Annotated in this window: 17 protein-coding genes; 8 read left to right on the forward strand and 9 right to left on the reverse strand. The window is 65.6% G+C overall.

Features of this window, described 5'->3' with window-relative positions; all coding sequences use genetic code 11:
- Positions 1-15: 15 nt before the first annotated feature.
- From M1B35_RS00830 to M1B35_RS00860, 7 genes are all read right to left on the reverse strand, one after another.
- Positions 16-2505, reverse strand: a complete 2490-nt coding sequence (locus tag M1B35_RS00830) for an efflux RND transporter permease subunit (RefSeq protein WP_268260945.1) — start codon at positions 2503-2505, stop codon at positions 16-18.
- A 4-nt stretch (positions 2506-2509) separates the two neighbouring features.
- Positions 2510-3613 carry a WD40/YVTN/BNR-like repeat-containing protein gene (locus M1B35_RS00835; RefSeq protein WP_268260946.1) on the reverse strand — a complete coding sequence of 368 codons (1104 nt, stop codon included), beginning with the start codon at positions 3611-3613 and terminating at the stop codon, positions 2510-2512.
- 69 nt (positions 3614-3682) lie between these two features.
- A complete protein-coding gene (locus M1B35_RS00840) occupies positions 3683-5056 on the reverse strand; it encodes a DUF1329 domain-containing protein (RefSeq protein ID WP_268260947.1) in 1374 nt (457 codons plus the stop codon).
- A gap of 12 nt (positions 5057-5068) precedes the next feature.
- On the reverse strand, positions 5069-6739 hold the full coding sequence (locus tag M1B35_RS00845; protein WP_123333698.1) for a DUF1302 domain-containing protein: 1671 nt from the start codon (positions 6737-6739) through the stop codon (positions 5069-5071).
- 174 nt (positions 6740-6913) lie between these two features.
- Positions 6914-8038: an FAD-dependent oxidoreductase gene (locus M1B35_RS00850; protein WP_123333700.1), complete on the reverse strand. Its 1125-nt coding sequence runs from the start codon at positions 8036-8038 to the stop codon at positions 6914-6916.
- Positions 8039-8171: 133 nt separating this feature from the next.
- Complete coding sequence (locus M1B35_RS00855) at positions 8172-8540, reverse strand: Rieske (2Fe-2S) protein (RefSeq protein WP_268260948.1); 369 nt, start codon at positions 8538-8540, stop codon at positions 8172-8174.
- Positions 8541-8545: 5 nt separating this feature from the next.
- Positions 8546-9487: a VOC family protein gene (locus M1B35_RS00860; protein ID WP_268260949.1), complete on the reverse strand. Its 942-nt coding sequence runs from the start codon at positions 9485-9487 to the stop codon at positions 8546-8548.
- Positions 9488-9801: 314 nt separating this feature from the next.
- On the opposite strand from M1B35_RS00860, the gene M1B35_RS00865 reads away from it, so the two are divergent.
- Positions 9802-10725 carry a LysR family transcriptional regulator gene (locus tag M1B35_RS00865; RefSeq protein WP_123333706.1) on the forward strand — a complete coding sequence of 308 codons (924 nt, stop codon included), beginning with the start codon at positions 9802-9804 and terminating at the stop codon, positions 10723-10725.
- A 39-nt stretch (positions 10726-10764) separates the two neighbouring features.
- Here M1B35_RS00865 and M1B35_RS00870 read toward each other — a convergent pair whose 3' ends face one another.
- On the reverse strand, positions 10765-11151 hold the full coding sequence (locus M1B35_RS00870; protein WP_123333707.1) for a nuclear transport factor 2 family protein: 387 nt from the start codon (positions 11149-11151) through the stop codon (positions 10765-10767).
- A gap of 273 nt (positions 11152-11424) precedes the next feature.
- Here M1B35_RS00870 and M1B35_RS00875 point away from each other — a divergent pair, with 273 nt between their 5' ends.
- Positions 11425-12774 carry a metal-dependent hydrolase family protein gene (locus M1B35_RS00875; protein WP_268260950.1) on the forward strand — a complete coding sequence of 450 codons (1350 nt, stop codon included), beginning with the start codon at positions 11425-11427 and terminating at the stop codon, positions 12772-12774.
- Between the two features lie 8 nt (positions 12775-12782).
- The gene (locus M1B35_RS00880; RefSeq protein WP_268260956.1) at positions 12783-13232 is read left to right on the forward strand and encodes a GlcG/HbpS family heme-binding protein; all 450 of its coding nucleotides are present in this window, start codon (positions 12783-12785) and stop codon (positions 13230-13232) included.
- On the opposite strand, the gene M1B35_RS00885 is transcribed toward M1B35_RS00880, so the two are convergent.
- Entirely contained in the window at positions 13217-14152 is a 936-nt protein-coding gene (locus M1B35_RS00885; protein ID WP_268260951.1) for a LysR family transcriptional regulator, read from the reverse strand. The genes M1B35_RS00880 and M1B35_RS00885 overlap by 16 nt on opposite strands.
- Before the next feature lie 251 nt (positions 14153-14403).
- Here M1B35_RS00885 and M1B35_RS00890 point away from each other — a divergent pair, with 251 nt between their 5' ends.
- The 5 genes from M1B35_RS00890 to M1B35_RS00910 form a co-directional block, all read left to right on the forward strand.
- Positions 14404-15561, forward strand: a complete 1158-nt coding sequence (locus M1B35_RS00890; RefSeq protein WP_268260952.1) for an alpha/beta hydrolase family protein — start codon at positions 14404-14406, stop codon at positions 15559-15561.
- Between the two features lie 287 nt (positions 15562-15848).
- Positions 15849-16901, forward strand: a complete 1053-nt coding sequence (locus tag M1B35_RS00895; protein ID WP_268260953.1) for an ABC transporter substrate-binding protein — start codon at positions 15849-15851, stop codon at positions 16899-16901.
- 346 nt (positions 16902-17247) lie between these two features.
- Positions 17248-18174 carry an ABC transporter permease gene (locus tag M1B35_RS00900; protein WP_123333717.1) on the forward strand — a complete coding sequence of 309 codons (927 nt, stop codon included), beginning with the start codon at positions 17248-17250 and terminating at the stop codon, positions 18172-18174.
- Complete coding sequence (locus tag M1B35_RS00905; RefSeq protein WP_123333719.1) at positions 18175-18972, forward strand: ABC transporter permease; 798 nt, start codon at positions 18175-18177, stop codon at positions 18970-18972. It begins immediately after the preceding gene.
- A gap of 182 nt (positions 18973-19154) precedes the next feature.
- Positions 19155-19935, forward strand: a 781-nt coding sequence (locus tag M1B35_RS00910; RefSeq protein ID WP_268260954.1) for an aldehyde dehydrogenase family protein, incomplete at its 3' end; no start/stop codon positions are given.

Genomic DNA, 19935 nt, shown 5'->3' on the forward strand with positions numbered 1-19935 from the left:
CTGGCAAGGGCTGTTTCAATGGCGGTAGCTGGCACTCAAGGCTGGGGTCCGGGCGCTGCGCCACAGCTCGGCATCGGCGCCTTGCTCGCGAGTGGCCGGCACGCTCGGAGCCAGGGCTTCGGGAACACCCTGGCGGCTGACCGGCAACAGGAAGTAGGCCAGGGCCGGCAGCAGCACCAGGGCACCGACCATGTTCCAGACGAACATGAAGGCCAGCAGCACGCCCATGTCGGCCTGGAACTTGATGGGCGAGAAGATCCAGGTGGCCACACCGATGGCCAGGGTGATGCCGGTGAGCATCACCACCTTGCCGGTGGACACCAGGGCCCGGTAATAGGCCTCGGACAGGCTGCTGCCCTGGCGCAGGTGGCCGAGCATGATGCTCATCACGTACAGCGCGTAATCCACGCCGATGCCGACGCCCAGGGCGATCACCGGCAAGGTGGCGACCTTGACCCCGATGTCCAGCCCGACCATCAGCGCCTCGCAAAGGATCGAGGTGAGCATCAGCGGGATCACTGCGCACAGGGTCGCGCGCCAGGAACGGAAGGTAATCAGGCACAACAGGATCACCGCGCCATAGACCCAGAACAGCATCTCGTGGCTGGCCTGCTTGACCACGATATTGGTCGCGGCCTCGATCCCGGCGTTGCCGGCGGCGAGGAGGAATTGCACCTCATCGTTATTGTTGGCAGCGGCAAACTGCTCCACATGCTGCACCAGGCGGTTGAGGGTCGCAGCCTTGTGGTCAGTGAGGTAGGCGTAGAGGGTCAGCAGGCTGCAGTTTTCGTTGTACAGGCCGCGGGGCGCACCGGCGGTGATCATGTTGAGCATGGCCTGGTTGTTCTGCAGCTCGTACCACTTGGGGTTGCCTTCGCTGAGGCCCACCAGCATGCGCCGGTTGAGCAGCGCCAGGGAGTTGGTCGAATCCACCCCCGGCAGGCCCCGCAGTTCCCAGTCCAGGGCATCCACCTTGCGCAGGATGTCGTAGCGCGCACAGGCCCCGGCTGGAGTCTTGATCATCACCGCGAACAGGTCGCTGCTGGCACCGTAGTGCCGAGTCATAAAGCCGTCGTCACGGTTGTAGCGCGAGTCGGCGCGCAGCTCCGGGGCGCCGGCATCAAGGTCACCGATGTTCAATTGCAGGCTGACGATAAACCCCAGCACCGCCAGGGCCAGGCTCACGGCGATGCACAGCGCGGCCCAGCGACGGTGGGTGAACAGGTCGAGAAAGCGCCAGAAACCGTGACGCCGCTGCCCGGTCAAGTCGGCGCGCTCGCTCTTCAAGCTCAGTTGTGCCGCGCGACCACTGACGCCCACGTAGGACAGCAGCACCGGCAGCAGGATCAGGTTGGTGAAAATCAGCACCGCCACACCGATGCTGGCGATCACCGCCAGGTCCTGGATCACCTGGATCTGGATAATCATCAGCACCGCGAACCCCACGGCATCGCAGAGCAAGGCGGTGAGCCCGGCGAGGAACAGCCGGCGGAAGGTGAAGCGCGCCGCCACCGTGCGATGCATGCCACGGCCGATGTCCTGCATGATGCCGTTCATCTTTTGCGCGCCGTGGCTCATGCCGATGGCGAACACCAGGAACGGCACCAGCACCGAATACGGGTCCAGTTGGTAGTCGAGCAACGGCAGCAGCCCCAGTTGCCAGACCACCGCCACCAGGGAGCAAAACACCACCAGCAAGGTGCTGCGCACGCAGCGGGTGTACCAGTAGAGCACCAACGTGGTGATCAGGATTGCCACGGCAAAGAACAGCAGGATCTGCTTCAGGCCGGCAATCAGGTCGCCCATTTTCTTGGCGAAACCGGTGATGTGGATGTCGATCTTGTCGCTTTGGTACTGGCTGCGCAGGGCCTCCAGTTGCTCGGACAATTGGCTGTAGTCCAGGGCTTTGCCATCGGCGGTACGGGCCAGCAACGGCACCTGGATGATGCTCGATTGCTGGTCGAAAGCCACCAGTTGGCCGATCTCGTTGGACAGCTGCACGTTGCGCCGCAACTGGGCCAGGCTATTGGCATCGCCGTTGTAGTCGTCGGGGATCACCGGGCCGCCGTCCAGGCCCTCCTCGGTCACCGCCACCCAGCGCGTGGCCGGGGTCCACAGGGACTTCATAAAGGCCCGGTCCACCCCCGGCAGCAGGTAGATGCGGTCACTCAGGGCCTGCAGGGTATTGAGGTAATCGGCGTCGTAGATATCGCCCTGGCGCTGGCTCACAGCGATGCGCACGGCGTTACCCAGGCCCGAAACTTCCTGCTGGTGAGCCAGGTAGTTGGCGATGTAGGGATGCTGGGTGGGGATCATCTTTTCAAAACTGGCGTTGAGCTCCACGCGGCTCGATTGCGCGCCCAGGAACAGGGTCAGCACCAGGCACACCAGCAGTACCCATAGCCGGTGGTTGAACAACAGGCGCTCGATCAGCGAACCCGAACGCGGGTCGAACGGCGCCGAGGCCTGCCCGGCCGCGCCGGAAAAATGCTCAGAGGACTTCATAACCTCACTCCGCTTGTGCAGGGGAAGGTTGCGGCAAGCGCAGCAACCCGGTGAATCCGGCCAGCACCAGGCTGCCGTCCGCGGCCTGGATCAACCCGGCGACAGGACGCCCCAGGGGCTGGGCAAACGGCTGCAGAGGTGCCCCGCCGGGGCCGTCGCCGAGGAACAGCGCACCGCCCTGGTTAACCAGCAAGGCGCGGCCATCGGCCAGTCGCGTGGCGGCGCTGAACGACACCGGTTGCGCCACCGGTAGCGACTGGAAGCTGTCGCCGCCGTCGCTGGAAACAAAGGCGTGGCCCTTGAGCCCGGCCACCAGCAAGGCGCCGTCGGCCCGCAGTTGCAGGGCGAAGAAGCTGCCGGCATAGGGGCTGTCGAGTGCGACAAAGGACTGGCCGTCATCCTCGGAACGGGCCAGGTAGCCTTGCTCGCCGCCGAGGAACCAGCGCGGGCCCTGATGGGCGATGGCGTACAAATGGGCACCGCCGGGGTTGTCGATCTGCCCCATCAGCGACTGCCACGTGGCGCCGCCGTCCAGGGTCTGCAAGGCCAGGCCATAGGCCCCCACCACCAGGCCGCGGCGGGCGTCGACAAACTGCAGCGCCAGCAGCGGCTTGTCGGCGCCTTCGGCCAGCAAGCGTTCGGCGCTCTGCACCCGGGCCTGGGCGCTGTCGGCATCCGCCGCGTTGTCCAGGGCCTGGCGTGCAGCGGCCAGTTCGATCTGCGCGGCCTGATGCCCGTCCAGTTGCAGGGTCCAGTGTTCACCGCCGTCCACCGACTTGAGCACCACCCCGGCGTGCCCCACCGCCCAGCCCTGGCGCGGGTCGACAAACTGCACCGCAGTCAGGCTCACCGACACCGGCACTTGGGCCTGGCGCCAGTGTTGGCCGTTGTCGTCAGAGAGCAGCACCAAGCCGCGTTCCCCGACCGCCACCAGGCGTTCTCCGGCGCGAGCCAGGGCGGTCATGACCGCTTGCTCGGCGCGGGCCACCTGCAACGCCGGGGTGTCCAGCACCTCCCCCACCGGCGCCGTTTGGGCCTGGCACAAGCCGGCGCTGACGGGCAAGGCCAGGGCCATTAACCAACGGCCGGCCTGATGAATTCTGTTCATTGCGTACCTCGGCAAATCCTGCGTTACCCATGGCTGGCCACGGCGTGGCCAGCCCTGCCCGAAGGCGACTCAGCGCACCCCTTGACCGGCCATGGCCGCCGGCGAGAACTCGGACTTCTTGTAGCGATCCACCACCCCGTATTGCTCAGGCAGGCCGGTGTAGACGTTCTGGATAAACCAGGCGCCGGAAGTCAGGTCGTAGAACCCCGACGACAAGGTGGCGTGGGCCGGCAGGTCAGGCATCACCGCTGGCAGCGCCCACAGGGTCTTGGCCAGTTGGCCGTTGGCGTCCCAGCGATCGCCCAGCAGCGCTTGCCAGGTGTCTTCGTCGAAGTAGTAACGGCCCTTGGGCAACTGGTGGCGCTTGCCCGGTGCCAGGTCGGCTTCCACCACCCACACGCGGTGCAGTTCCCAACGCAGGTAGTCGGGGTTCATGTGGTGCTTGGCGAACAAGTCCTCGGGCTTGCCGGCGGTCAGCAGTTTGTTGGTGTTGTAGGGCACGTAGATTTCCTGCTTGCCCACCAGCTTCCAGTTGAAGCGGTCCATGCGGCCCTGGAACACGCTGAGCTCGTCGAAGCTCATGACCCCGGCGGTGGCCGGTGTCGGCGTGTCGCAGCAAGCGTTGGGCAACTTGCGCACGCGGCGCTGGCCGGTCAGGTAGACATGGGCCTGGGAGGTGTCGCCGTTGTAGTTGGTGCGGCCCATGATCTGCTCGCCGGCACGCAGCGGCGGGCCAACGTTGAGCAGGCGGAACAGCCAGTAGTCACCGTCGAAACCGGCCGCGCTGCCCTCGGGGTAGTAGTAGGGCATTTCCTGGATCGCCTTGCCGTCGGTGGTCATCACCTGGCTGCCGTCGGCGGTCATCAGGTAGTGCCGGAAATGCATGGCCACCGAAGTGCCGCGCCAGTTCAGCAGGTGGTTCCACATCACCTCGGCGCCGTTCTGCGGCAAGGGGAATGGAATGCCGCCGTAGGCGCCTTCCGGCACCGGCCCGGCCGTGCTTTCCACCAGCTTGGCGTTGAGCGCGTTTTTCGCCGTGTTGTCGTACACCCATTGCGGCGCCGCGGCGCTGCGGCGGGTCGGGTAAATATCCAGGCGATAGGTCTCGGGGTAGCGCTTGAACATGGCCTTGGTGCCGTCGCTGAGCTTGTCGGCGTACTGCGCCAGGTTTTTGCTGGTGATGCTGAACAACGGCTTGTCGCTGGCGAACGGGTCACCCCGCTTGCCGCCGGCCTTGTAGGCCGGGTCGACCTGGGTGTAGCCGCCGGTCCAGGCCGGGATGCTGCCGTCGGCATTGCCGGCGCGCTCGCCACCCAGCGGGGTCAGGCTCTTGCCGAGTTTGGCGGCGTCTTCGGCGCTGGCGGCCTGGGCCAGGCCGCTGGTCAGGGCAACGGCGGCCAACAGGGCACAGCACAGGGTCTTGAGTGCAAATGGGCGCTTCATGGGCATGTCCTCTTAGAAGGTGCTCTTGACGGAGAAGGCCAGGTAATCCCGATCTTTCAGCGACTGCTTGTAGGTGAACTGGGAAGCCGCGTTGAGGTTGGTGTCCTCGGGGCCGTAGTAGTGGGTGTACGTCAGGCCGAGGGTGACCCGGTCCTTGTAGGTGGCGCTGACGCCGATGTTCATGTCACCGCCCTTGTCCGGACCGAAGGAGCCGATGGCCGCCGACTTGCCCAGGGGGAAGTAGCTGATGCCCAGGGGCACGCTGAGGTCGACGCCGGCAAACACCTGGCGATAGGTCGGGGTGTACACCAGCTTCATGCCCAGGCCGTCGTCGGTGGCGCCGGGGTCCAGGGCTTCGCGGTTCTTGGTGACGTTGAGCACGCGGTTCCACGCGACCTCGGCGGCCAGGCTGGCCTCGCGGGCGACAAAGGACGGGCCGAACGAAGCCAGGGTGTTGAGGTTGATGTGCGCCGTGCGGCCCACCGCGTACAGCGGGTGGTTGTCGTTGTCGGCATCGACCCCGGCGAGCACCGTCTGGCCGTTGGACACCAGGGGCATGTTCCAGCGCATCGAGGCTTCGCCGGCGAAGTTGTAGGCGCCCACGGTGGTGGAGAAACTGGCGCCCAGGGCACGAATGTCCTCGGGGTAGACCCAGTAGTAATCGCCGATCTGCCCGGTGCTGAAGTTGGGCTGGCCGGCCACCGGTTTCAGGTACAGCTTGCCGACCTTGTCGTGGTACTGGATGGCGTACAGGCCGTAGTCGGCCTCGGCCCCCGAGTAGCGCAGCTGCAAGCCACCCTGCCCCGAGTCGCGGGCTTTCTTGTCCTTGCCGTGGAAAAACGCCGCCGGGCTGTCGGCATTGCCACCGAGGAACGCCGGGAATGGCGCGCCGACGATCAGCCGCTCGTTGCCCTCGCCGATGGTGTCGCTGACCGAGAAATAACTGCCCACGCCCGGCAGGCGTGTCTCTTCCCATTCCAACTGGTAGAAGGCCCCGAGGGACAGGTCCTGGGTCAGTTGATAGGTGGCCGACAGCTGATTGACCGGGCGGGTGATTTCCTTGAACTGGGTGTTGGGCACCGACTGCGCCTTGACCACGTCCACCGGGGCCATGCCGCCGGCAATGCCGTTGCCGCCGAAGAACAGGCTTTCGCCCCAGATCAGGCCATGGCGACCCAGACGCACGGACATCGAGCGCTCCGCCAGCTCACCGTTCCAGTAGACAAAGGCATCCAGCAGTTCGCCGTCGCCGCCGTGCAGGTGCCGGGTGTCATCGGTGAACTCGTCGTAGGCCACCGAGCGCTGGTTGGCCCGGGTCGGGTTGTTGTCGTTGCTGCGCTGGTACTGGGTGTCGTACCAGGCGGCGCCGCTGACCCGGGCGCCGACGTTCTGGTAGCCGATGTCCATCTCCGAGAGGATGTCCAGGCGGTTGGAGATCAGGCCCTTTTCGAAGTTGCGGTCACCGTCGTCCTGGTTGCGCGAGGTGGTGCCGTCGCTGAGCTTGCTGCTGCGGTCCTTGAGGCGCCAGGCCGAGCTGTATTTCAGGGTGTTGTCCCAGCGCAGGCTGAGGTCGGGCACGCCGGTGTCGATATCGAATGCCTGGACCGCCGGGGCACCCAGGGCCATGGCCACCGCCAGGGACAGCGGTACGCGGCGCGATGGGGAAGACTTGCGAGTAGTCATCAATGCAACCCTCTTTATTATTGTTGTGTGTCAGTAGCGGTTGAAAACGTGGTGCTGGAGCCAGTCGCTCTTGCACAAGCCCCCCGTCCTCAAGCAAGGCACGCTGTGACGGGAGTGGGTCGAGCGGTGATCGGGCGCACCGGCCGGGCCTGGGCCGAGCCGGTGGCGCCGGGGTCAGATCGGCTGCGCGGTCCGCTGCAGCATCTGCCGTACCAGGCCGATGCGGTCGAAGCTGTGGTCGCGCTGCATTTCCTTGTCGCCGGCCAGCACCGAGCTTTCGCTGATGAACTGGCAGCGGTCGAAACGCCGGGCCATAAAGCGCTGCAGTTGTTCGTGCAGGCTGCCGCCGGCGGTGAGTTCTTCGCCCAGGACCACGGCGTCTTCGATGGCCATGCCAGCGCCCTGCCCCAGGTGCGGGGTGGTGGCGTGGGCGGCATCGCCGATCAGCAGCACCCGGCCGTTGAACCAGGGCTCATCGACGAACACCACTTCCATGGGCTTGTAGACCACCTGGCTGCTGTCGGTGATTTGCTCGCGCAGCTCGCCGATCAGCCCGGTGAAACCTTGCAGGCGTTCGCGCATCGTGGCGGCCAGGGACGCTGGATCCATCCACGGATTGCTCGGTTCATGGGAGGTCAGGAACAGGTACATCAGGTCACCGGCCAGGGGCACCAGGCCGGCATTGCCGTCGGGGCCCTGGAAGTTGGCTAGGTGATCGATGCCGGGGTGACGGGGGAAGTTGTAGCGCCACACGGCCTGGCCGGTGAAGCGCGGCTGATAGGCGTCGCCAAACAGCAGGCTGCGGACTTTCGAATACAGGCCGTCGGCCCCCACCACCAGGTCGTAGCGTGCCCGGGTGGCGTCGGTGAACAGCACGTCAACGCCGTCGACGTCCTGATCCAGGTTGTCCACGCTGAGCCCCAGGCGCACCTGGGTGCCCAGTTCGATGGCGGTTTCACTCAGGACCTGGTGCAGGGCGAGCCTCGAGATGCCGACGTTGGCCGGGTACTCCGGGCCAGCCAGGCGCTGGCCGGGGATCCGCGCCAGTTGGGTGCCTTGCAGGTCATAGATGGCCACATCCTCAAAGGCGTAGGCGGCGTCCAGGTAGCCGTCGAGCACACCGAGCTTGGCCATCTCGCGCACCACATTGCTCTGCTGGATGATACCCACGCCGTAGACCGTCCATTGCGCCTTGAGCTCCACCAGATCCACTGCAATACCACGGCGTCGCAGGGCAATGGCGGCACACAGGCCACCGATACCACCGCCGACGATTAACACCTTGTTGACTGCGCTCATTTCAAGCCTCACTTCTTATTGTTATTCGCGAGTGCCGAGGGCTGAACCCGGATGCCTTGCAGCTTCTCGCCTAACGATGGATTTGACTAATTGCATGATCAGATGCGACCTATCACGCCACGCGATACCTCGATCAACCGCCCGCACCCTGTAGCAGCGCCGCCTCGACCCACAGCCAACCGTCCCGTTCCTGCCACGCCACGGCGCTCAAGTGCTGCCCCAGACAGGGGCCGTACACGCACTGGCCGCTGTCGGCGAGGAACTGCGCGCCGTGGGCGTAACAGATGATTCGCTGGCCGTCAGCGCTCAAGTAGCGGTCCTTGCGATACGGCAAGGGCACGTCCAGGTGCGGGCAACGGTTGCGGTAGAGCCGCACCTGCCCCTGGTGGCGCAGACCGAACAGGCTGTCGGCGCCGCCATGCAGCGGGTCGAAGCCCTTTGACTGGCCTTCCAGCAGCTCGTCGGGGCGGCACAGCTTGAGCCAGGGCTCCACGCTTGCCACCCGGCTCACCCCTGCTTTGGCGGTGGTCCGCCGGGGGCCCATTTGTCCCGGGAGTTGAACAGGAACAGCTGCGAGTTATCCGCCGACATCGGCGCCTGGCGTGCGGCCCAAGCGTCGTCATGCTTGTCCATGTCGGCGTCGTATTCGATGTGGCAACCCAGCGGGCTGTTGAAGTACCAGAACCAGTTGGAACCGAACAGATGACGGCCCGGGCCCCAGAAGCTGGTCCAGCCGTTCTGCTCGAACCGCCGCCCTGCCAGCAGCACTTCGGTGCCGCTGCCCATGTGGAACGTGAAGTGCTCGCAGCCCTTCATGTGCGGCGGGGTCTGGATCATGAACAGGCAGTGGTGATCGTCCGAACCGCTGGGGCGCATAAAGGGCCCGACGCCGATAAAGGTGTCGGTGGTCTTGAAGCCCAGGCGCTCGGCGTAGAAGGCTTCGGCCTTGGCCGAGTCGGGCACGAAATACACCACGTGGGACAGGGTGCGCGGCACGGCTGCCATATCGAGGCTGATGCCGGCCTGGTTCAGTGGCCGCTGGGGCGCGCTGCCCGGGGCGTTGGTCAGGTCCGCCGGGGCGCTGTAGGGGCGGCGCACGCTGACCTGGAAGGCGATGGCAAAACCCATGTCGTCGACACTGTGCAAGGCGCCCTGCTCGTCCCAGGTCACGGCACGGTCACGGGCCAGTTCCTGACCGATGGCGTCGAGGGTCGCGGCGTCGGCCACGCCGTACACGGTCTCACGCAGGGACGGTGCCGGGCCGATGGCCGGCGGCAACTGCGGATGGTCGGCCGGACGGATGATGATCGCCGTGCCGTCGAGGGCTTCGAAACGCCCGCCCTGCGGGTCCAGCGCTACCGGCGTCAAGCCGTAGTCCCGCAGGCAATCGCTGCAGGCCTGGATGTCATCGACGCCAAACACCAGCGCGTCAAGGCCAAGGATATTCATGGCAAACCACTCCATTGTCATTATGTGACGCAGGCCGCGCGCTTCTGGACGAAACCGGGGCGCCGGGCTGCGCTGGTGGTGCCGGACAGCGCAAATGTCTGGTCGGCTGGCGCCAGAGATTGCCGCCGGCCCGCGGCCCTGACTAATCGCTTGTGGGGATGTGACGTATCGGCAAACGCAATACGTGGTGCAAACATCCAGCGCTCCGGGCGATGGCTGCTTCAGCCCGTCGTCCGAGCAATAAGGGGATTGACGCGGCGATGCCAACGCCGGAAGGTATCGACAAAATAAATACAACAAGCGATGAGCCTGCCATGCGTTTCAATCACCTCGACCTGAACCTCCTGGTGGCCCTGGATGTGCTGCTCGAAGAGCAAAACATCACCCGCGCCGCCGAACGCCTGCACCTGACCCAATCCGCCACCAGCGGTGTATTGGGCCGCCTGCGCACCTATTTCGAAGACGAGCTGCTGGTCCAGGTGGGGCGCAAGATGCAGCCCACGCCCTACGCCCTGGAGCTGGCCAAGCCGGTGCGCGAGGTGCTGCTGACGATCCAGTCGTCGATCACCGCCAAGCCGGTGTTCGACCCCGCCACCAGCAAGCGCCACTTTCGCCTGATCACCTCGGACTACCTGATCAGCGTGCTGTTTGCCCGGGTGATCCAGAAAATCCACCACCTGGCGCCCCTGATCACCTTCGAGATGCTCGGCCCCGGCGACAACTCCGGCGACCTGCTGGTGCGCGGCGAGGTGGACCTGATGATCGTGCCCGAGCGCTACATCATCGAAGGCCACCCGGCGCAATTGCTGTTCGAGGAAGAGCAGGTGTGCGTGGTGTGGAAAGACCACCCCCACGTCGGCGCCAGCCTGACCCTGGAGCAGTACATGGACATGGGGCATATCTCGGTGGGGTTCGGGCGCAACCGGCACCTGAGCATCGAGGACTGGTTCATGAACCAGTACGGCTTCAACCGCCGCCTGGAAGTCATCACCAACGACTTCAACACCCTGCCGCAACTGATCGTCGGCACCCAGCGCATCGCCACCATGCACCGGCGCCTGGCCGAGCTGTACGCCGAACACCTGCCGCTGCGCCTGCTGCCGGCACCGGTGAAGCTGCCGGTGATGCGCGAGCACATGCTCTGGCACCGCAGCATGGACGGCGACCCGATGCACCGCTGGCTGCGCGAGCGCATCAGCGAATTCACCCAGAGCCTGGACCAGCGCGTCGCCGCGTGAGTGAGGGCCGGGGCCGACAGGGTCCCGGCCTCGGCGTGTTCAGTCCGCGCAGCGGGTGGCGTGGAACGAGGCAATCTGCCATCCCTGCCGGCCCCGTACCCAGACCTGGGTGGCAAACCCCTCGGCCCTGATGCTCTGCTCGCCGCCGCGCTTGCACAGGGTGTTGCTCTGGGGGCCGGTCATCAGTGCCAGGTCCTCGCCATACAAGCGCACCTGCAAGTCGCCACGCTCGATAGCCAGGTAGCGCACCGCGCTGCGGGCGTACTCCAGGTAGTCGGCCTTGCCCTGCACCAGGCCGGTGGTGTGCACGTAGACCAGGTCATCGGCAAAAATTTCGGCGGCCAGGGCGTGGTCTTCTTCCACCAGCGCCCGGCGGCGCGCCTGCTCCCGCTCCAGCAGTTGTTGTTCGATCAGTTGAATGCTCATGGCAAGTTCCTTTTCGGGGCACCGTCGGACTGACGGCGGCACACCCTAGGCAAGCCGCCCCCGCCAGGAACAGTGACTAATCCCGATGCCTGGCATTGACCATCACGATGCCTGGGCCCAGCCCTTCCCCGCCCCTCGCCCGACCCTGTCGGCACGGGCCTTGGCCCCAGGTATCGACGCCGTCGATGGCCGGCCATCGATGCAATCTGCTGGTCGCCCCCCGCCCTTGCGCCCTAGCCTCGTGCCCCATTGCCCACAACAAGAAGACCGACCATGAGTAGCCTGCACCTGCACTGCCAGACCTTGTACGACGGCACCGGCCTGGACACCCGCCAGCAACAGACCCTGGTGATCGAGAATGGCCTGATCCGCCATGTCGGCCCCCGAGCCCAGGCCCCGGCGCCCCAACCCGGCGACCAGGTGATCGACAGCGGCGACGGTTTTGTCATGCCCGGCCTGGTGGACGTGCACACCCACCTGGCCTTCGGCAACGCCCAGAGCGAAGAAGACATCGACCTATGGACCAGCGACGAATTCCGCGCCCTGCGCGGCATGTTTTTCGCCCGCCATGTGCTGTCCGCCGGGGTCACCAGCATGGTCTGCCCCGGCGACAGCGGCCAGCTCAGCATCTCGGTGCGCAACGCCATCGCCGCCGGCATGTTCGAAGGCCCGCGCATCGCCGCCAGCAGCCGGGTCATCACCAACCGTCAGAGCCTCAACGACTGGTTTCCCAGTCGCATCGGCACCCCGGAGTACTTCACCGCACGCCTGGTCACCAGCCGCAGCGAAGCCCTGGCGGAAATCCGCACCCAGGCCAAGGACGGCGTGGACCTGATCAAGATCGCCATGGACGGTACCCACCGTCGGCCCAACGGCGAAATCATCGCCGCCTTCACCGCCGACGAAACCCGGGAAATGGTCGAGGAAGCCCACCGCCTGGGCTGCAAGGTGGCCACCCACGCCTACGGTCGCGAAGCGGTGATGTACGCCGCCCAGGCCGGCGTCGACCTGCTGTTCCATGGGTTCTACATGGACGATGCGTGCATCGAAGCCTTGCTGGAGGCCGGCACCATCCTCGCGCCCACCATGACCTTTCCGCAGAACACCGTGGACTTCTGCCAGCCCCATGACCCGGCCATCAGCACCGGTTACGCCGGCTACTGCGCGCGCACGCTGGAAGTGGGCTCGGCGGTGCTCAAACGGGCCAAGGCCGCCGGCGTGCCCTTTGCCTGCGGCAGCGACAGCGGCTTTGCCGTGACCCCTTACGGCGAATGGCACGCCCGGGAGCTGGAACTGCTGGTCAGCCGCCTCGGCTTCACCCCGGCCGAAGCCCTGTACGCCGCCACCGCCGTGGGTGCGCGCTGCATGCCCCGGGGCGAAACCCTGGGCAGCCTGGAAGTGGGCAAGCAGGCCGACTTGCTGATCCTCGACGGCTCGCCCCTGGAGGACATCCGCCTGCTTCAGGACCGCAGCAAGTTCAAGGCGGTGTACAAGGCCGGGCAACCGGTGAACCTGGAGCGCCAAGCCTACAACCCGAAACAGGTGTCGGACTTCAACAGCCTGAAATGGACCGACCTCTACACCCGCGACCGGGTCGCGGCCCTTGGCAAATGGAGCCTTTGAACATGACCTTGTATGCACTTGACCTGGACACCGCCACCCGCATCGCCCGCACCGCCATCACCAGCGCCCGGGAACTGGGCTTTCGCCCCCTGGCCGCCGCGGTGCTGGACCCGGCCGGCCATCCTCTGGCGGTGCTGCGCGACCCCGAGGCCAGCTTCCTGCGGCCACAGATCGCCACTGGCAAGGCCCGTGGCTGCCTGGGCATGGGCCTGGGTGGTCGTGAATTGGCGCGTCGGGCCCAGGCCATGCCGGCGTTCTTTTCCGCCATCAACAGCCTGACCGCAGGCGAAGTGATTCCAGTGGCCGGCGGCGTACTGATCCGCAATCAGGCGGGTGAGTTGCTGGGGGCCATCGGCATCAGTGGCGACACCTCGGACAATGACGAGCGCTGCGCCTTGCTGGCGATTGGCGAAGCCGGGCTGCTGGCCGACACTGGCGACCCTCAGGCGCCGGCGTGATCCAGACCCGCTGCCTGCTCCAGGAGCAACTGGCGGAACCAGACCAGGGCCGGATCGCGGTCCTGGTACGGGTGCCACTGCAGCACCTGCACGGCCTCGGGAAAGGCCAGGGGCGCCGGATGGATGCGCAGGCGATAACGCCGGGCCAGGGACTCGGCCTGGCGCCGAAACAGCGTGGCCACCCGACCACTGCCGACAATAAACGCCGGCATCAGGGCAAAGCTTTCCAAGGCCACCGCCACCTGCCGTTCGATGCCCAGCTCGGCCAGGTGGGCGGCGTCCAGGGCCAGGTTGCGGCCGTCGCTGAACTCGCGCACCACGTGCTCGGCCTGGCAATAGTCGGACAGGCTCAAGGCCTCGGCGTAGGGCGAATGCTCGGCGCAGACCACGCAGCAGAGCCGGTCGCGCAGCAGCGGCAATTGCGGGTACGCCGGATTGAGCCGGCCCTGGGGCACGATCAAGCAATCGCTGCGCCGGTACTCCAGGGCTTCGCTGACCACATCGCCGTCCCGGGGCATGGGCAAGTCGCGCAGGCTCAGGCGCATGCCCGGGGCGCGCCGTGCCAGCTCACGACTGACCGCTGGCATCAGCACCGCTGCGATGTAGTCGGAAGCCACCAGGGTCAGGCGCCGCTCACAGGAGGCCGGGTCAAAACCAGCGGGGGCATCGACAATCTCCCGGGTCAATGCCAAGGCCTCGCGCACCTTGGGCAACAGCGCCAGGCCCAGGGCCGTGGGCTGCAATTGGCGACCCACCGGGGCCAGCAGCGGGTCATTAAAATGCTCCCGCAGACGACCCAGGGCGGCGCTGGTCGCGGATTGCCCCAGGTGCAGGCGCTCGGCGGCGCGGCTGACGCTGCGCTCGCCCAGCAGCGCTTCCAGGGCCACCAACAGATTCAGATCCAGACGACGGTAACGCATGCACGGCTCCTGTCAGCCACGGCGCCTGGCGCGCACGTGACGCTGGCGAGGGTAAGCCCGGCAACGGGCCGCGACCAATCGCCATGGGCACTGCCTGGTATCGGGAAAAACCATGGCTGGCTGGCCGCCGGCCTATCGCCCGGCGCGATACCAGGCATCCGGACTCACGATTGGCTAAATGCCTGGGCGCTGCTTAACGTTCCCAGCATCACGCCTTCTGCCCTAATAAAAACCACAGGAAGAGAGAAACCATGTTCCGTTACTTCCCCACCAACTACGTCTGGAACCTGTCCGTCGACCTGGCCATTGAAATGGGCGCCAGGATGGGCGAAATCGAATCCATGTGCGCGCCCCTGCAAGAGGCCGCCAAGCAACCGGACGCCGCCGGCACCCAAGCCTTCCGGGAAACCTGGGAGAAGATGGCCGACAAACTCTGCGGCCTCGCCGAAGAGGACGAAAGCGCCGGCCGGCTGTTTTCCGCCGGCGAAAAATACAACCGCGCCGCCACCTACTACCTGACCTGCGAACGCCTCCAGGCCCACGGCGCCGCCGGACGCCTGGCGCTGTACCAACGCTTTTTGCAGACCTTCGCCCGGGGCCTCGAACTGACCGGGGAAAACTGCCAGCGGGTGGAAATCCCCTACGCCGGCAAAGTCATCAGCGGCCTCTATGTGCGGGCCGAAGGCGTCGAAGGCCCGGCGCCGATCCTGGTCCAGGTCAACGGCCTGGATTCCACCAAGGAAATGAAATACCGGGTCGGCCTGCCGATGTGGCTGGCCAAGCGGGGCGTGGCCTCGCTGATCATCGACCAGCCAGGCACTGGCGAGGCCTTGCGCCTGCACGGCCTGACCGCGCGCTTTGACAGCGAGCACTGGGCCAGCGTGGTGGTGGACTGGCTGGAAACCCGCAGCGACATCGATGCCAAGCGCATCGGCCTGGAAGGCGTGTCCCTGGGTGGCTACTACTGCCCACGGGCAGTGGCCTTCGAACCGCGCTTCGCCTGCGGCGTGGTGTGGGGCGCCAACCACGACTGGCGTGACGTGCAAAAACGTCGCCTGGAAAAGGAAGGCAGCTTCCCGGTGCCCCATTACTGGTCCCACGTGTGCTGGGTCTGGGGCGCCAAGGACATCGACGATTTCATGGCCCTGGCCGAGCAGGTGCACCTGGACGGCGTGCTGGATCGCATCCGCGTGCCCTTCCTGGTGACCCACGGCGAGCAGGATTCACAGATCCCGCTGAAGTGGGCCCATCGCACCTACGAGCAACTGGTCAACAGCCCCCGGCGCGAGCTGAAAATCTTCACCGAACGTGAAGGCGGCGTGCAGCACTCCAGCTTCGACAACAGCATCAATGCCGGCCACTACATCGCCGACTGGGTCGCCGAAGCCCTGGGCGGCAAGACCGCCTGATCGCCCGTCCCGGCGCCCAGCGCGGCGCCGGGGCAGGCCCCTTTCAATCGCCATGCCGCTCCACCGCCATGGGCATTAGCGCCCCATCGCCCTCGTGCCCTTCCTGGGGGCGCATTAGATGCCGTCACCCCCCGCCAATACGAAACAATGCGCTTTGCCGCGGTGCATTTGTGCGCCCTTGCTTTGGCGGCACGACGGTACATTGGAAAGACTCAGGTCCCGCAGAATGACCGGTATCACACGACCCTGGTTGCCCTGTCCCTCTGCCAACCATCAGGAGTTTTTCCATGACCCAAGCGCCTATCCGTACCCTGCAATTGGCCGGTTTCATGTTGCTGGGGCTAAGCGCTGCCAGTGCGCTGGCCGAAGACATTACCTTCGTCTCCCAAGGCGGTGCCTATCAGGAAGCCCAGAGCAAGGCGATCCTCGAACCGGCAGCGAAGAAGCTCGGCCTGACCTTGAAGCAGGACAGTTCGCCCAAGGCTTACCCGATTATCAAGACCCAGGTGGAAAGCGGAAAAGTCAGCTGGGACGTGGTGGATTTGCCCACGGGCGATTGCATCCGCGGCGAGCAGGAAGGCCTGTTCGAGAAGCTCGACCTGGCGCTGATTCCCAACGCCGTCCAGTTGCCCGCCGAGTTGAAGGACGACTACAGCGTCGGCTACATCAGTTACTCCACAGTGATGGCTTATCGCACCGACGCCTTCAAGGGCGACAAGGTGCCGAAGACCTGGGCCGATTTCTGGGACACGGAAACGTTTCCCGGCCAGCGCTCCCTGCGCAACCTGCCGCGCCCGACCCTGGAAATTGCCCTGATGGCCGACGGCGTGCCGCCCGACCAGCTGTACCCGCTGGACGTCGAGCGGGCATTCAAGAAGCTGGAACAGATCAAGCCCCATATCGCCACCTGGTGGACCTCCGGCGGCCAGTCCGCGCAGTTGATCAGCGACGGTGAGGTGGACCTGATCCAGGCCTGGAACGGTCGCATCAGCGCGGTCCAGGCCGACGGTGCGCCGGTGGCTTTCGACTACAACCAGGGGGTGCTGGAAACCAATTCGCTGTGCGTGCTCAAGGGCTCGGCGCACAAGGTCGCAGCGATGAAGTTCGTCAACGAGGCGATCGACGCCAAGCTGCAGGCCGCCCTGCCGCTGATCATCGACTACGGCCCACTCAACCCAGAAGCGTTCAAGGTTGGCATGATCCCCGCCGAACGTGGGGCCAAGCTGCCCTCTTCCCCCGAGAACATCAGCCGTCAGGCGCTGCTGTCGTCCAAGTGGTGGGCCTCCGCCGAGGGCGTGAAAGCCGAAGAACGCTGGCTGGCCTTCGTGCAGAAGAAATAACCCGGCTACCGCCCCCGGCCCGCCCTTGGACACAAGGCCGCGCGCCGGGCGCAGGACATGCCGCCGGCCCTGGCAAATTCGCAATAAAGCACTTTACCGCCGCCTATTTGTAGGCGCTTGCTCCGTTGCCCTGGCCGTACAGTAGAAACATCGCCGGCCAAGGTGCCCCCCCCTGACAGCAACCCCCGAACAATAACGACCGGCTGCAACACGAACTCAGCACCTGCCCCTCTTTGCCAGCCCCTCTTTGGGAGTCCTCGCATGACCCGATTCCAGTACCCCACACGGCGGCCCACCGCAATCGTTCAAGCTCAGCGGACCGGCCCAGCCGGCCACGGAGGCCAGCATGTCTAACGCCTACCTGGCCAAATCCATGCCCGACGCCGGCGACGGCCCGCAACCGTCCGCCAGCAGCCTGCAAGCCATTGCCCGCGAGGAGCGCAAGGAAAACACCTCGATGCTGCTCCTGCTGGCCCCGGCCCTGGTGATGGTGGTGGTGTTGCTGATCCTGCCGCTGTGCTGGCTGGCCCTGCAGTCGGTGCAGACCGAGGAAGGCTTCTCCCTGGCCAACTACCTGCGGATCTTCCAGGAACGCATCTACTGGGACACCTTCAGCCTGACGTTCAAGATCAGTTTCATGGTCACCGTGCTGTCGATTTTCCTCGGTTTCCCCATTGCCTACGCCGCCTCGCGGCTCCAGGGTTTCTGGGCCAACCTGATCCTGATCTGCGTGATCATCCCGTTCTGGACCAGCGTGCTGGTGCGCTCCTACGCCTGGCTGGTGCTGTTGCAGCGTCGCGGCCTGGTCAACCAGACCCTGCTGGACCTGGGGATCATCGACCAGCCGCTGAACCTGATGCACAACACCACCGGCACGGTGATCGGCACCCTGCACGTGATGCTGCCGTTCATGGTCCTGCCCCTGTACTCGGTGATGCGCAAGATCCCCCAGGACCTGCTACAAGCCTCCGAAAGCCTCGGCGCCAAGCCGTTCTACACCTTCCGCCGAGTGTTCCTGCCCATGGCGGCGCCCGGGGTCATGGCCGGGTCGATCCTGGTGTTCGTGATCTGCCTGGGCTTCTTCATCACCCCGGAACTGCTGGGCGGCGGGCGCACCATCCTGGTGTCGATGCTGGTGCAACGCAACGTCGAGCTGTACCACGCCTGGGGCGCGGCCAGTGCCGTGGGCCTGGTGTTGCTGCTGGTGGTGTTCCTGATCTTCTGGGGCATCAACCGCTTTATTCCCATCGAACGCATTCTGGGAGCGCGCTGAATGAACTGGCTAGCCAACTTGCGGCGCGTGCGCCTGTCCCACCTGGCCTTCACCGTGCTGGTGGCAGCGATCCTGCTGTACCTGATCCTGCCGGTGCTGATCGTGGTGCCGATGTCGTTTTCCGAAGCGCGCTTCTTGCAGTTCCCGCCCAAGGAATGGTCCCTGCGCTGGTACGAGGCGTTCTTCACCAGTGCCGAGTGGATGTCGGCGGCGCGGGTCAGCCTGATCACCGCGCTGGTGACCACCCTGGTCAGCCTGCCGGTGGGCATGGCCGCGGCCTACGCCATCAACAGTTCCAGCCTGCGGGTGGTGCGCACCCTGCAAATCATCCTGCTGTTGCCGATGATGGTGCCGATCATCCTGATCGCCGCCGGGGTGTTTTTCGTCTACGCCCGGGTCGGCCTGATCAGCACCCTCAGCGGCCTGATCCTGGCGCACATCATGCTGGCCCTGCCCTACGTGATCATCGCCTTGCTGGCGGGCCTGCGGAACTTCGACATGTCTCAGGAAATGGTCGCCCGCAGCCTGGGCATGAACCGCTTCCGCGCCTTTATGGCGGTGACCCTGCCGCAGATCAAACCGAGCCTGGTCTCGGCCACCCTGTTCGCCTTTATCACCTCCCTGGATGAAACCGTGGTGGCGCTGTTTATCTCCGGCGGCGACAACCAGACCCTGACCAAGCGCATGTTCACCGCCTTGCGCGATGAGATCGACCCGACCATCGCCGCCATCAGTTCCCTGCTGATCCTGGCGTCCTTGCTGCTGGTGGTGATTGCCGGCCGCAACAAGCCTTCCTGAGTCGGCGGCCGTCACCGCGAGCCCTGTTCGCGGTGACGGCAGATCCTGCCGGCAAACGGCGCAATTGAGCAGCAACCACCCATTCCACAGGCCAGCTCGGCATCGGCCGCCGGCCGGCCTTTTTTACAATCGGTCCTATCGTCCGGACCTTCAAAAGCACTTTTTATTCAAGGGCAATTGCCATGTTAAAAAACACCCTGCGTGACCCTTCCCTGCTCGTCGAGCGCGCCTACGTCAACGGTGCCTGGATCGAGGCCGACGACGGCGCCACCCTCGCCGTGACCAACCCCGCCGACGGTAGCCTGATCGCCCGGGTACCGGCCCTGCAAGCCACCGAAACCCGGCGCGCCATTGAAGCCGCCGAGCAGCGTTTCGAGACCTGGCGCGAAGTGCCCGCAGCGGAGCGTGCACGGCTGCTGGAAACCTGGCACCGGCTGATCCTGGAGAACCAGGAAGACCTGGCCCTGATCATGACCGCCGAGCAAGGCAAACCCCTGAGTGAATCCCGTGGCGAGATCGGCTACGGCGCCACCTTCGTCAAATGGTTCGCTGAAGAAGCCCGGCGCATCTACGGCGACACCATCCCGGCACCCACTGCTGACCGCCGTATCCTGGTGATCAAGCAACCGGTGGGCGTGGTGGCGGCCATCACCCCGTGGAACTTCCCCAATGCCATGATCACCCGCAAGTGCGCACCGGCCCTGGCTGCCGGGTGCACGGTGCTGGTCAAACCCTCGGAGCTGACCCCGCTGTCGGCCCTGGCGTTGGCGGTGCTGGCCGAACGCGCCGGCATTCCGGCCGGGGTGTTCAACGTGCTCACCGGCTTGCCGGCCGGCGTCGGGGGCGAGATGACCGGCAACCCCTCGGTGCGCAAACTGTCGTTCACCGGCTCGACCCGGGTCGGCCAGTTGTTGATGAGCCAGTGCGCCAGCAGCATCAAGCGCCTGAGCCTGGAACTGGGGG

Source organism: Pseudomonas morbosilactucae (assembly GCF_023241665.1).
Classification (GTDB): domain Bacteria; phylum Pseudomonadota; class Gammaproteobacteria; order Pseudomonadales; family Pseudomonadaceae; genus Aquipseudomonas; species Aquipseudomonas morbosilactucae.